Origin of the sequence: Pseudomonas sp. B35(2017) (assembly GCF_002113645.1) — a bacterium.
Classification (GTDB): Bacteria; Pseudomonadota; Gammaproteobacteria; order Pseudomonadales; family Pseudomonadaceae; genus Aquipseudomonas; species Aquipseudomonas ekonensis.
In genome coordinates, this window is the sequence record NZ_NEIZ01000003.1 from 219,664 (window position 1) to 232,332 (window position 12,669).

Below are 12,669 nucleotides of genomic sequence, written 5' to 3' on the forward strand. Positions count from 1 at the left end.
AAAAGGAATGCGCCATGACCCAGGCTCTGGCAGATATGCGTCGTGATTACACCCGTGACGGCCTGACCGAGGCGCAAGCCCCGGCCGAGCCGTTCGCGTTGTTTCACCAATGGTTCGCCGACGCGGTGAAAACCGAACAGGCGCCGGTGGAGGCCAACGCCATGACCCTGGCGACGGTCGATGCGGACGGCCGTCCGCATTGCCGCATTCTGCTGCTCAAGGGCCTGGACGAGCAGGGGTTCACCTTCTTCACCAACTACGACAGCGCCAAGGGCCAGCATCTGGCGGCGAACCCGTTCGCCGCCATGACGTTCTTCTGGCCGACCCTGGAGCGCCAGGTGCGGATCGAAGGCCGGGTGGTCAAGGTCACGCCGGCCGAGTCCGACGCGTATTATCAGGTGCGCCCGCTGGGCAGCCGCCTGGGCGCCTGGGCGTCGCCGCAGAGCCGGGTGATCGACGGGCGGGGGGAACTGGAGGATCTGCTCAAGGCCACCGAGCAGCGCTTCAGCGACACCCAGCCGGACTGCCCTGAACACTGGGGCGGTTACCGTCTGCTTCCCGAGCGCATCGAGTTCTGGCAGGGCCGTCCGAGCCGTCTGCACGATCGCCTCAACTATCGCATGCAGGGCGCCGGCTGGATTCTGGAACGTCTGGCGCCGTAGGCAGTCTACCGCTCGGGATAGTCTGCCGCAGCGGCCTTGAGCCACTGCGGCAGATCCCGACGCTTGATCTTCTGTTTTTGAGCCTGTGCCAAGCGTTCAAGCATGAAGGCGCGTTTGCTTTCGTCCTTGCCGGCCAGCGACAATGCCAGATCGCGATCCATCCAGCGTTTGATTCGCACGTACAGCCACCCATGGAAGTACAGACCGGCAACGGTTGTGGCGACGATGATGAAGTAATCCATGAAAATCCTTGGGGCTGTGGCGCGGTTTTCCGATTTTGGCGCTACTGTTGGGTGAATCGTTTGAGGCGCCTGTACCGGGCCTGAATGAAACCAATTTTATCCGGGCGGCGCCGTGACAGGCGTCAAGCTGCGGAGTTTAATGAATACCTGTCCTTTGGAGTTGATCCTATGCGTAAGTCTGTCCTGCTGGTTGCTTCCTTTTCCACGATGGCGATGCTGCTCACCGGCTGCCAGTCGAGCCTGACCGGCGACACCTACTCCCGTGACGAAGCGCGTCGCGTGCAGACGATTCGCATGGGCACCATCGAATCCTTGCGTCCGGTGAAGATCGAAGGCACCAAGACCCCGATCGGCGGCCTCGCCGGTGCAGCGGTGGGCGGCGTCGGCGGCAGCGCCATCGGCGGCGGCAAAGGCAGCATCGTGGCGGCGGTCATCGGTGCCGTGGCCGGCGGCCTGGTCGGCTCCGCCGCCGAAGAAGGCCTGACCCGCACCCAGGGCGTCGAAATCACCGTTCGCGAAGACGACGGCAGCATGCGCGCCTACGTGCAGGAAGTGCAGCCGAACGAAGTGTTCCGCGTGGGCGAGCGCGTACGCATCTCCACCGTGGGTGGCACCAGCCGCGTTTCCCACTAAGCGGATTGCAGTTGAAGAAAACCCCGACCGGGTGACCGGTCGGGGTTTTTCTTTGTGTGCTGATTGTTCACGAAGCGGCCGGGCTCAGCCTTACGACTCTGAGGTCAAATACAAATCGAGATTTCTCGGCAGAGTCAGGGCGGTCGCTTTCTCAATGTCACACATTTGCTGCTCTGTCAGTCGATAGTCATGCATGCTCTCCTCCTGATTGATCCAGCCCATGATGATTTTTAGTTCTGCAGCACCAATTGAAATGCTCTTTTCATACTCCGGGAAATCCTCCCCTTTTTTGACGCCCATTATCCGATGTCTCATGGTTCTACCTTTCTGGTTGGATCTGCAGGTTTGGTCTGAGCACCCGTTTCATGGTTGAACTCACCAAGATGCTTCCCACGCTTTGTATATGTTTCAACCGCTCCATGTTGGAAGTCCCATTCGTAAATGGTGCCGTCTCTATCTTTCCAACGTGGACGTAACCCTCCACCTCCCTTTATCGGGGTTTTTGGGGTCGCCCAGCGCGCATCGGGAAAGGCAGGCAGAAAATTCGGCTTTTGATGGTAGTTGCCGTGCGGAGCGCTCACCACAATGTAAACCGGCCTGACCCCAGAATCCGCCGGAAACACCAGAATGAAATCCCGATATTCCGGCGGATAGACCGGGTTCACCAGAATGCTGTCCGCCGCTTCCGTCGGCGGGTACACCCAGATGTGCGGCGCCTGCGGGGCGGCTTCCAGGGCCGGGATGCCGAGGGTGTCGGCGCCGTCGTTGGCCGGTGTCCAGATCAGTTCAATGCCTTCGCCAAGATCCGCGGTGTACTGGCTGCCACGCGAAGCGAACTGCACGACTTTGACCATTTCCCAGTCGCGGTGCTTGCCGGTGTAGAAGCCGTAACCCTTGAGGTTGCCGTCCTCCTGCTGTTCGATTCGCAGGCGCACGCGGGTGCGGGCCTGTTTGAGGGCGCGCAGTTGGTCGTCGGTGTAGAGCGCGCTGTCGCCCAGGCTCAACGGCATCAGCAATGCCACCAGTCCCGTCAGCGTGGCCGCAGCGGTGCCGGCGGCCACGGTCGGCAAGGCTTCGAACAGGGAACCGGCGAGGGCGAACGTGCCCAGGCCTGCGGGGATGGCCGCGCCGCTGATTTTCCTGAGGGGCACGCCGCCGCTGGCATCGGCCTCGCGGGCGCCGAGCAGGATCAGGTCGCCGTAGTCCTTCAGGCTGTCGGTCGGCACCATGCCGGAGGGATTGGCGTAGTCGATGACCGCGTCCGGCAATTTGCAGGACTTGGCGAACACGCAACCGGCGCGAACCGGTTCAGGCTTGTCGGCGGCTGTCTCGCGGCTGCGTTCGAAAGCCGCCTGCCGCGCAAGCATGGCGTCGTAGGCGCTCTGCCGGGCCTCGCGCTCGGCCAGTTCGGTGGCCGTCATGTAGCGGTGGGTGATGAGATGTCCGTCGCCCGACGGCGGGTTGGGAATCTTGGGGATGTCCTTTCTGCCAGCCACTGATCGTCCTTTCGTTCATGCATCGACAGCCCCGACGAAGGGGCTGCACGACGTTAGCGAAGGGAATAAAGCGTGGCTGTAGGACGTATCTGCGATGAAGTGGGGATTGTTCGCCGTGAGCGTGTAACGAGGGAGCAGGCTCCCTTGTTACAGGTGGGCTCAGGTGAGCGCGGTCTTCCTGCTCGCCGCCGCCGTCACGGCGTAGCCGATCAGCGCCGCGAGGATCGAGCCGGTCAGGATGCCCATCCGGTCCATGCCGACGTAGTCGCTGGCGCCCGGCACGAAGGCCAGGGAGCCGACGAACAGGCTCATGGTGAAACCGATGCCGCAGAGGATCGCCACGCCCAGCACCTGGCCCCAGTTGGCGCCCTGGGGCAGGGCGGCGAGGCCGGTCTTGACCGCCAGCCAGGTCAGGCCGAACACGCCGACGGTCTTGCCCAGCAGCAGGCCGACCGCGATGCCCATCGGCACGTGGTGGGTGAAGCTTTCGACGGTGACGCCGCTCAGGGACAGGCCGGCGTTGGCGAAGGCGAACAGCGGCAGGATGCCGTAGGCCACCCAGGGATGCAGGGCGTGTTCAAGGCTCAGCAACGGCGACGGCTCGGCGTTGCGGGTGCGCAGCGGAATGCAGAAGGCCAGGGTCACGCCGGCCAGCGTCGCATGGACGCCGCTCTTCAGCACGCACACCCACAGGATCAGCCCGACGATCATGTACGGCCCCAGCTTGACCACGCCGAGCCGGTTCATCGCCACCAGCGCCGCGATGCACGCGGCCGCCAGGGCCAGCGACAGGGTCGACAGCGCGCCGGAGTAGAAGATCGCGATGATCACGATGGCGCCCAGGTCGTCGATGATCGCCAGGGTCATCAGGAACAGCTTCAGCGACACCGGCACCCGCTTGCCCAGCAGGGCCAGCACGCCGAGGGCGAAGGCGATGTCGGTGGCGGTCGGGATCGCCCAGCCGCCCAGGGCCGCCGGGTTGTCGCGGTTGAGGAACCAGTAGATCAGCGCCGGCACCACCATGCCGCCGATGGCCGCCGCGCCGGGCAGGACGATCTGCGACGGTTTCGACAGCTGGCCGTCGAGCACCTCGCGCTTCACTTCCAGGCCGATCAGCAGGAAGAACAGCGCCATCAGGCCGTCGTTGATCCACAGGAGCAGGGGCTTGGCGATCTTCAGCGCGCCCACCTGCGCCACCACCGGGGTGTCGAGCAGGCCGGCGTACAGCCACGACAACGGCGAGTTGTTGATGATCAGGGCCAGGACGGCTGCAGCGATCAACAACAGACCGCTGGCAGCTTCCAACTGAAAGAAACGCGTGAAAGTGCTACGCAGAGGCAAGGTCGCTCTCCATCGGATTCGTCAAAAAGGTGGGACACCCTAACCCGTACCGTTAGTTGTTAAAACAAAAGTTATATTCTTTTTTGTTATATGTCGTTACAGAGCGGGATACGGGTGCGGGCTGAGCCTAGCAGTTGCCAAAGGTATTGGCGGTCAGCTGTATCTGTTGATCGTGAGGGATTTTTCCTAAGCTTGCGGACTGAGCCTGCGAAGGCGATTCCTGCCCGATTCAACGAGAACGACAGCCATGAGCGACAACCGACAGTGGGCCCGCGAAGCCATCCGGATCATCGAAGCGGACTTCCAGCGCAGCGCCGACACTCACCTGATCCCCTTGCCGCTGCCGGGGTTCCCGGGCATCGAGCTGTACTTCAAGGACGAGTCGAGCCACCCCACCGGCAGCCTCAAACACCGCCTGGCCCGTTCGCTGTTCCTTTACGCGTTGTGTAACGGCTGGCTGAAGCCCGGGGCGCCGGTGATCGAGGCGTCCAGCGGTTCGACGGCGATTTCGGAGGCTTATTTCGCCCGCATGCTGGGCCTGCCGTTCATCGCGGTGATGCCGGCGACCACGTCGAAGGAGAAGATCGCCCAGATCGCCTTCTACGGCGGCCAGAGCCATCTGGTGGACGACCCGACGCAGATCTACGCCGAGTCCGAGCGTCTGGCCCGCGAGCACGACGGCCACTTCATCGATCAGTTCACCTACGCCGAGCGCGCCACCGACTGGCGGGCGAACAACAACATCGCCGAATCGATCTTCCAGCAGATGCGCTACGAGCAGCACCCGACGCCGGCCTGGCTGATCTCCAGCCCCGGCACCGGCGGCACCACCGCGACCCTGGGCCGTTACGTGCGCTACCGTCAGCACTGCACCCGCGTGCTGTGCGCCGATGCCGAGCGTTCGGTGTTCTTCGATTTCTACCGGACCGGCGATGCGAGTCTGCGCCTGAGCCACGGTTCGCGGATCGAGGGCATCGGCCGGCCGCGGGTCGAGGCGTCGTTCCTGCCCAAGGTGATCGATGCGATGGTCAAGGTGCCGGACGCCCTGTCGCTGGCGGCCATGCATTACCTGGCCAAGCGTCTGGGACGGCATGTGGGCGGTTCGAGCGGCACCAACCTGATCGGCGCGCTGATGGCGGCCCAGCAGATGAAGGCGGCGGGGGAGACGGGGTCGATCGTGGCGATCCTGTGCGACGGCGGCGAGCGCTATGCCGACACCTATTACGACCCGGCCTGGCTCAAGGCCCAGGGGTATGCGCTGGACGGGCTGATCGCGGCAGTGGCGGCGAGCGCCGAGCGGGGCGAGGCGCTGCCGGAATCGGTGCTGCGCGCCAACATCTGAGGCAGTCGCACCAAACAAAGTGGGAGCGAGCCTGCTCGCGATGACGGTACATCAGCCAACTCATCCATTGACTGATGCTCCGCCATCGCAAGCAGGTTCGCTCCCACAGGTTTTGCGGTGGCTCCGTCAGGCCTCCAGGCCCAGGATGTCGCGGGCCACCGCTTCGGCGATGCGGATGCCGTCGACGCCCGCCGACAGGATCCCGCCGGCATAGCCTGCGCCTTCGCCGGCCGGGAACAGCCCCTTCACGTTCAGGCTCTGCAACGACTCGTTGCGGGTGATGCGCAGCGGCGACGAGGTGCGGGTCTCGATCCCGGTCAGCACCGCGTCGTGCAGCGAGTAGCCGCGGATCTGCTTCTCGAACGCCGGCAGGGCTTCGCGGATCGCCTCGATGGCGAAGTCCGGCAGCGCCAGGGCCAGGTCGCCCAGCGAAATGCCCGGCTTGTAGGACGGCTCGACCTCGCCCAGTTCGGTGGACGGCTTGCCGGCGATGAAGTCGCCGACCAGTTGCGCCGGTGCCTTGTAGTCGCTGCCGCCGAGGATAAAGGCGTGGGACTCCAGGCGTTCCTGCAGCTCGATCCCCGCCAGCGGGCCGCCCGGATAGTCGACCTCAGGGGTGATGCCGACGACGATGCCGGAGTTGGCGTTGCGCTCGTTGCGCGAGTATTGGCTCATGCCGTTGGTGACCACCCGGTTCGGCTCGGAGGTCGCCGCCACCACAGTGCCGCCCGGGCACATGCAGAAGCTGTAGACCGAGCGGCCGTTCTTGGCGTGGTGCACCAGCTTGTAGTCGGCGGCGCCGAGTTTCGGGTGGCCGGCGTACTTGCCCAGCCGCGCGCGGTCGATCAGCGACTGCGGGTGCTCGATGCGGAAACCCACCGAGAACGGCTTGGCCTCCATGAACACGCCACGGCTGTGGAGCATGCGGAAGGTGTCGCGGGCGCTGTGCCCCAGGGCAAGGACCACGTGTTTCGAATGCAGGGTTTCGCCGCTGGCCAGTTCGACGCCGACCAGTTGGCCGTCTTCGATCAGCACGTCGGTGACGCGTTGCTGGAAGCGCACTTCGCCGCCCAGGGCACGGATCTCTTCACGCATGGTCTCGACCATGCCGGTCAGGCGGAAGGTGCCGATGTGCGGCTTGCTGACGTAGAGGATCTCTTCTGGCGCGCCGGCCTTGACGAACTCGTGCAGCACCTTGCGGCCGAGGAACTTCGGGTCCTTGATCTGGCTGTACAGCTTGCCGTCGGAGAACGTGCCCGCGCCGCCTTCGCCGAACTGCACGTTGGACTCGGGGTTGAGCACGCTCTTGCGCCACAGGCCCCAGGTGTCCTTGGTGCGCTGGCGCACTTCGGTGCCGCGCTCCAGGATGATCGGCTTGAAGCCCATCTGCGCCAGCAGCAGGCCGGCGAAGATGCCGCACGGGCCGAAGCCGACCACGATCGGCCGTTCGCTCAGGTCGGCCGGCGCCTGGCCGACGAACTTGTAGCTGACATCCGGGGCTTCGTTGACGTTGCGGTCGTCGGCGAAGCGCGCCAATACCTTGGCCTCGTCGCGCACGTTGAGGTCGATGGTGTAGATGAAGCTCAGTTCGGAGGATTTCTTGCGCGCATCGTAGCTGCGCTTGAACAGGGTGAAGTCGAGCAGGTCATCGCTGGCGACCCCCAGGCGCTGCACGATGGCGGTGCGCAGGTCTTCGTCGGGATGGTCGAGCGGCAGCTTGAGTTCGGTGATTCGTAACATGGCAGGATCCGGTTCGCGGGGCGCACAACTGCGCCAGGGCGTTTGAAGGCGGCGATTATACGCCGCATCGGCCGGATCCCGTGAGGTTAAACGATCAGTCGTCGCGGGAGCCGCCGAAATACGCGCAACCGCGCTCGGCCTTGCCGTCGATGCGCAACTCGGCGCTCATGGGCTGCACGCTGCCGGTGCGGCCGTCGACGCAGCGCTGCGGCGCCACCCACAGCTCGATCCGACGGTTGTCGGCCTCGCTGCTGAGGTTGAAGCGGCCGTCGCCCAGTTGCTCCTCGACGTAAGGCACGGCCAGGGGCGGTTGGCCTTCGCGGTCGATGGCCATGCCCTTGCCGCTGACTTTCACGCTCCACTCCGGGCCATGGCCGGCCGCGCGCAGGATCAGCAGCTTGAAGTTCGGATCGTCGCACGCAGTGCCCGAGCGCTCGACGCGGTACAGTCGGGCCAGGTCGAGCCGGTCGCCGGCGACCTTGCCGCGCACGTCGGCGAACAGCTTGCCCTGCTCGTCGGCGAGGGTGGCGGCCTCCTGCAGGACGCTGGTGCCGCCGACGTCGTTGACCTCATAGCGGCGCCGGTCCTGGCAGGACTCGAACATCAGCTTGCCGTCGGCGGCGATCAGTTGGCCCTGCATCCGAACCTGGCCGACGTGCGAGGCGCTTTGCCGCGCCCCGTCGAACAACTGGCACGCGGCAAACAACGGCAGCAAGGCAACAACGATCAACGAACGGGCGACACGCATCTTTGGCTCTCCAGTCAGGTGCCGCCACGTTACGCAGCCTGACCGTTCATCACAAGGGGTCAGCCCACGTGAAAGGTCTGACCTGTCTGCAAGCCCTCGACGCTTTTGGCGTAGGCCAATGCCACGTCCACCGCAGGAACCGGCTTGTAGCCCCGGAAGTATGGGGCGTAGCTGCCCATGGCTTCCACCAGCACGGTCGGGCTGACCGAGTTCACCCGCAGGCCGCGCGGCAGTTCGATCGCGGCGGCGCGCACGAAGCTGTCGAGGGCGCCGTTGACCAGCGCCGCCGAGGCGCCGGTGCGGATCGGGTCATGGCTGAGCACGCCGGAGGTGAAGGTGAACGACGCGCCGTCGTTGGCGAACTCGCGGCCGATCAGCAGCAGGTTCACCTGGCCCATCAGCTTGTCTTTCAGGCCCAGCGCAAAGCTGTCTTCACTCATTTCGTTCAGCGCGGCGAAGGTGACGTTGCCGGCCGCGCAGACCAGCGCGTCGAACTTGCCGGTCTTTTCGAACAGTTGGCGGATCGACGCGCTGTCGCTGATGTCGACCTGGAAATCGCCGCTGCTGCGGCCGATGCGGATGATTTCATGGCGTTGCGACAGTTCTTTGTCCACGGCCGAACCGATGGTGCCGCCGGCGCCGATCAACAGGATTTTCATCGTGGGTTGCCTCAAGTGATTGAACGAGCCTTGAGTCTAGAGTGGTTTTTTCCGCAGATAAGCGCACTAATGGGCAACCTTTGGTTTTCAGGTGGAAACAATCCATGAGCGAAATGGATGATCTGGCGGCGTTCGCCGTGCTGATCGAGGCCGGCAGCTTCACCCTGGCGGCGCAGCGGCTGGGCTGCAGCAAGGGGCAGTTGTCCAAGCGCATCAGTCAGTTGGAGGCGCAGTTTTCCGTGGTCTTGCTGCAGCGCACGACCCGACGCCTGAGCCTGACGGCGGCGGGCGCGGCGCTGTTGCCGCAGGCCCAGGCGCTGGTCGCCCAGGCGGAGCGCGCGCGTCAGGCGCTGGCGCGGCTCAAGGACGACATGGCCGGCCCAGTGCGCATGACGGTGCCGGTGTCCCTGGGAGAGACGTTCTTCGACGGCCTGTTGCTGGAGTTTTCGCAGAAGTACCCCGACGTGCAGATCGAACTGGAGCTGAACAACAACTTCCGTGACCTGGCCCGGGACAGCTTTGACCTGGCCGTGCGCACCGACGTGGCCAACGACGAGCGGCTGGTGGCCAGGCCACTGTTGGCCTGGCAGGAAATGACCTGCGCCAGTCCGGCCTACCTGGAACGCTACGGCGAGCCGGCGACTCCGCAGGCGCTGGCCGAGCACCGTTGCCTGCTCAACAGCCACTACAGCGGCCGCGAGGAATGGCTGTACCACCAGCGGCACGAACTGCTTCGGGTGAAGGTGTCCGGGCCGTTTGCCAGCAACCACTACAACCTGCTGAAGAAGGCGGCGCTGGCTGGCGCCGGCATCGCCCGGCTGCCGTCGTACCTGTTGCCGACGGAATTGGCTGACGGTCGGTTGCGATGGCTCCTGCGGGATTTCCAGACCCGGCGCATGCCCATGTACCTGGTGCATCCGTATCAGGGCGGGCTGCCCAAGCGCACCCAGGTGCTGGCGGACTACCTGGTCGGCTGGTTCAAGCGCAGCGGCGAGGCGCTGGACAGGCTTTAGCGGCCAGGCCGCCATCCCTGTAGGAGCGAGCCTGCTCGCGATGGCGCTGTGTCAGCCGACGCATGTACTGACTGACCCGCCGCCATCGCGAGCAGGCTCGCTCCCACACAGGCAGTCATTTGTTCAGCCGGGCAATCAGGTGGTCGATCGACAGCTTGCCAGGCCCCGTCGCCATCAGGTACAGCAACAGCGCCGCCCAGGTGCCGTGGGTCGGGTAGGCGTCCGGGTAGACGAACAACTGGATGGTCAGGGTCATGCCCAGCAGCGCCAGCGCCGAAAAGCGGGTGGCGAAACCGAGCAGGATCAGGATCGGGAAGAAGTGCTCGGCGAACGCCGCCAGGTGCGCGGCGAGTTCCGGCGACAGCAGCGGCACGTGGTATTCGCTCTGGAACAGCGGCACCGTCGAGTCCGCCAGGTGCGGCCAGCCGAGTTCGAAGGTGCCGTCGATCAGGTCGATGGCCAGGCCTTCGACCTTGGTCTGTCCGGATTTCCAGAACACCGCGGCAATGGAAAAACGCGCGATGAAGGCGATCAGGCTGTGGGGAATCCGTTCCAGCAGCGCGATGGCGCGGGCGATCAAGTGGCTCATGGCGACACCTTGGGGTTCAAGTGGGTGATGGCGTTTCGGCTGATCAGCAGGGCCAGGGTCTGGCTGAGGTCGAAGGCCGGAAGGTCCGCCAGTGCCTGCCCCAGCGGTTGGCCGTGAAGCAGGCAGCGGATGAAGCGGCTTGCGCCGGGCTCGAGGGCGAACACCTCGACGTCGAGGCCGTGGCGCAGGATCAGCGCGTGCTGCGCACAGGCCAGGTCGATCCCGGCCAGCGTTGCGTCCTGCTGGTGCGCAGCCCAGATGTCCACCACGGCGAAGGCCGAATCGAGCAGGTGCAGCGAGGGATGCAGGCCGATGCACAGATCGTTGACGGTGCCGGGATCGGCGAAGGCGTCGGCGATCCGCTCATGGGGCAGCGGCGGGGCATCGGCGGCGTGATAGGCGACGGTGCGCAGGCGTTCCAGCCGGGTGACATCCGCCAGATAAGGCACACCGGCGGCGGGTTCGAAACCTTCGATGAAGTCCGCCAGGCCTTCGCCGTACTCGCTCATGACCGGGCTGCGGGGCGGTTGATCCTGCAGGAACAGCGCGGCCATGGCCCGGAAGAAATCGTCGCCGACCAGTTCGGCCACCACCGGGTAGCTGTCGGCCAGGGCACTGATCAACGAGCTCTGCACGTTGTTGCGGTACACCGCGAAACGGCTCGCCGGGTCGGCGCCGTTGGCGCTGCACAGGCCTTCGGGGCAGGGCCGGCGGCTATCGAGCAAGGCTGCGCTGAACACAGCTTGATCGCTCATGGGTGCCCCCCTGCGGCCAGCAGCATCTCATCGGCCTGGCGCGCCTCGGCCAGCAACACATTGAAGGCCGGGACGTGATTGTCCCGTTCGATGAGGGTCGCCACCGGGCCGGTGCGTTGCAGCGCTTGCCGGTACAGGGCCCAGACTGCCTGGTCGACGGGGGCGCCATGGTCGTCGATCAGCAGGCGGTCGCCGAGGCTGTCGGCATCTTCGGCGAAACCGGCCAGATGGATCTCGCCGACCGCGTGCAGCGGCAGCGCCTCAAGGTAGGCCAGCGGATCGCGCTGATGATTGATGCAGGAAACGTAGACGTTGTTGACGTCCAGCAGCAGGCCGCAGCCGCTGCGCCGGATGATTTCGTGGAGGAAGTCTGCCTCGTCGAAGGTCGAGTGCCGGAAGGCCAGGTAGGTGGCGGGGTTTTCCAGCAGCATCGGCCGCTTGAGGGCGTTTTGCACCTGGTCGATGTGGTCGCAGACGCGGTTCAGCGTCGGTGTGTCGTAGGCCAGGGGCAGCAGGTCGTTGAGGAACACCGGGCCGTGGCTCGACCAGGCCAGGTGTTCGGAAAAGGCATGGGGTTGGTAGCGTTCGATCAGCGCCGCCAGACGCTGGAGATGCCGGGCGTCCAGCGGGCCTTCGCCGCCGATGGACAGTCCGACGCCGTGCAGCGACAGCGGAAGGCGTTCGCGGATCAGCCCCAGGAAGTGATGGAACGGGCCGCCGGCCACCATGTAGTTTTCGGCGTGGACCTCGAAGAAGCCGATGTCCGGGCGGGTGTCGAGCACTTCATCGAAGTGCCCGGTCTTGAGCCCCAGGCCGGCACGGGCCGGGAGCCCGGTGAGGGCTGCCCGAGTGCGGGGGCAGGATGTGATCATGATCGACACTCGGGCAGCCGTCGGATCAGGCCTTGGCCTTGAACGCTTCGAGCTGGCCGAAGCCGGTCGGCGAGGTCTTGCTTTCGGTGGTGGTGCAGGTGCCCTTCGGCACCAGTTTCCAGGCGTTGGACTGGTAGTCCATCTTGGCGGTGCCGGCGCAGGTGGTGCCTGGGCCGGCGGCGCAGTTGTTCTTGCCTTTCATGGCCACGCCGAAGCATTTCTCCATGTTGTCGTCGGCGGCGTGGGCGGTGGAGACAGTGGCCAGGCTCAGGGCGGAACCGAGGGCCAGGACGAGGGCGGTGGCGGACAGGGTGCGGGTGGTGGCGGTCATGGTGTTTCTCCGGTTGGGTTTGGGTTCTGCAAGCGAAGTGCGCTTGCTTGCCCCACTAGAGAAACGACCTCGCGATGCGTTACACGCGATCCCGAATTTTTTTCGAAAAATCTTCGATGCGCCGATTTTTCCTGTGGGAGCGAGCCTGCTCGCGATGGCGTCGCGTCAGTCGGCGAATTCGTTGGCTGACCCACCGCCATCGCGAGCAGGCTCGCTCCTACAGTGGATTTGAGTCGTATAGAGCAC

Annotated in this window: 15 protein-coding genes; 4 read left to right on the plus strand and 11 right to left on the minus strand. The window is 65.0% G+C overall.

Annotated features, from left to right (window positions below; genetic code table 11):
- Positions 1 to 14 precede the first annotated feature (14 nt).
- Positions 15 to 662, plus strand: a complete 648-nt coding sequence (gene pdxH / locus CAG41_RS07625) for a pyridoxamine 5'-phosphate oxidase (protein ID WP_085637319.1) — start codon at positions 15 to 17, stop codon at positions 660 to 662.
- A 5-nt stretch (positions 663 to 667) separates the two neighbouring features.
- Here pdxH and CAG41_RS07630 read toward each other — a convergent pair whose 3' ends face one another.
- On the minus strand, positions 668 to 904 hold the full coding sequence (locus tag CAG41_RS07630) for a hypothetical protein (protein ID WP_085581626.1): 237 nt from the start codon (positions 902 to 904) through the stop codon (positions 668 to 670).
- A 168-nt stretch (positions 905 to 1,072) separates the two neighbouring features.
- Here CAG41_RS07630 and CAG41_RS07635 point away from each other — a divergent pair, with 168 nt between their 5' ends.
- Positions 1,073 to 1,537, plus strand: a complete 465-nt coding sequence (locus tag CAG41_RS07635; protein WP_085581628.1) for a glycine zipper 2TM domain-containing protein — start codon at positions 1,073 to 1,075, stop codon at positions 1,535 to 1,537.
- 90 nt (positions 1,538 to 1,627) lie between these two features.
- On the opposite strand, the gene CAG41_RS07640 is transcribed toward CAG41_RS07635, so the two are convergent.
- From CAG41_RS07640 to nhaA, 3 genes are all read right to left on the minus strand, one after another.
- Entirely contained in the window at positions 1,628 to 1,837 is a 210-nt protein-coding gene (locus CAG41_RS07640; protein WP_170929959.1) for a hypothetical protein, read from the minus strand.
- An 11-nt stretch (positions 1,838 to 1,848) separates the two neighbouring features.
- Positions 1,849 to 3,033 (minus strand): S-type pyocin domain-containing protein, encoded by a 1,185-nt coding sequence (locus CAG41_RS07645; RefSeq protein WP_085706824.1) that lies wholly within the window; start codon positions 3,031 to 3,033, stop codon positions 1,849 to 1,851.
- 159 nt (positions 3,034 to 3,192) lie between these two features.
- Positions 3,193 to 4,374 (minus strand): Na+/H+ antiporter NhaA, encoded by a 1,182-nt coding sequence (nhaA, locus tag CAG41_RS07650; RefSeq protein WP_085656092.1) that lies wholly within the window; start codon positions 4,372 to 4,374, stop codon positions 3,193 to 3,195.
- A gap of 247 nt (positions 4,375 to 4,621) precedes the next feature.
- On the opposite strand from nhaA, the gene CAG41_RS07655 reads away from it, so the two are divergent.
- Positions 4,622 to 5,716, plus strand: a complete 1,095-nt coding sequence (locus tag CAG41_RS07655) for a PLP-dependent cysteine synthase family protein (protein ID WP_085632160.1) — start codon at positions 4,622 to 4,624, stop codon at positions 5,714 to 5,716.
- A gap of 126 nt (positions 5,717 to 5,842) precedes the next feature.
- Here CAG41_RS07655 and CAG41_RS07660 read toward each other — a convergent pair whose 3' ends face one another.
- The 3 genes from CAG41_RS07660 to CAG41_RS07670 all read right to left on the minus strand — a co-directional run bounded on the left by CAG41_RS07660 (position 5,843) and on the right by CAG41_RS07670 (position 8,863).
- Entirely contained in the window at positions 5,843 to 7,456 is a 1,614-nt protein-coding gene (locus CAG41_RS07660; RefSeq protein ID WP_085694350.1) for an NAD(P)/FAD-dependent oxidoreductase, read from the minus strand.
- Positions 7,457 to 7,550: 94 nt separating this feature from the next.
- Positions 7,551 to 8,204: a COG3650 family protein gene (locus CAG41_RS07665; protein WP_085581638.1), complete on the minus strand. Its 654-nt coding sequence runs from the start codon at positions 8,202 to 8,204 to the stop codon at positions 7,551 to 7,553.
- A 59-nt stretch (positions 8,205 to 8,263) separates the two neighbouring features.
- Positions 8,264 to 8,863 (minus strand): short chain dehydrogenase, encoded by a 600-nt coding sequence (locus CAG41_RS07670; RefSeq protein ID WP_085581640.1) that lies wholly within the window; start codon positions 8,861 to 8,863, stop codon positions 8,264 to 8,266.
- Positions 8,864 to 8,967: 104 nt separating this feature from the next.
- Here CAG41_RS07670 and CAG41_RS07675 point away from each other — a divergent pair, with 104 nt between their 5' ends.
- A complete protein-coding gene (locus tag CAG41_RS07675; protein WP_085581642.1) occupies positions 8,968 to 9,876 on the plus strand; it encodes a LysR family transcriptional regulator in 909 nt (302 codons plus the stop codon).
- Positions 9,877 to 9,991: 115 nt separating this feature from the next.
- Here CAG41_RS07675 and CAG41_RS07680 read toward each other — a convergent pair whose 3' ends face one another.
- From CAG41_RS07680 to CAG41_RS07695, 4 genes are read right to left on the minus strand one after another with little or no spacing between them, the layout of a single operon-like run.
- On the minus strand, positions 9,992 to 10,465 hold the full coding sequence (locus tag CAG41_RS07680; protein ID WP_085632164.1) for a DoxX family protein: 474 nt from the start codon (positions 10,463 to 10,465) through the stop codon (positions 9,992 to 9,994).
- On the minus strand, positions 10,462 to 11,220 hold the full coding sequence (locus CAG41_RS07685) for a DUF2063 domain-containing protein (protein ID WP_085632166.1): 759 nt from the start codon (positions 11,218 to 11,220) through the stop codon (positions 10,462 to 10,464). Before CAG41_RS07685 ends, CAG41_RS07680 begins: the two co-directional genes overlap by 4 nt.
- On the minus strand, positions 11,217 to 12,092 hold the full coding sequence (locus tag CAG41_RS07690; protein ID WP_085706825.1) for a DUF692 domain-containing protein: 876 nt from the start codon (positions 12,090 to 12,092) through the stop codon (positions 11,217 to 11,219). The genes CAG41_RS07685 and CAG41_RS07690 overlap by 4 nt, the downstream gene beginning before the upstream one ends.
- 25 nt (positions 12,093 to 12,117) lie before the next feature.
- Positions 12,118 to 12,423, minus strand: coding sequence for a DUF2282 domain-containing protein (locus CAG41_RS07695; RefSeq protein ID WP_085581650.1), 306 nt, complete (start codon positions 12,421 to 12,423; stop codon positions 12,118 to 12,120).
- Between the last annotated feature and the right edge of the window lie 246 nt (positions 12,424 to 12,669).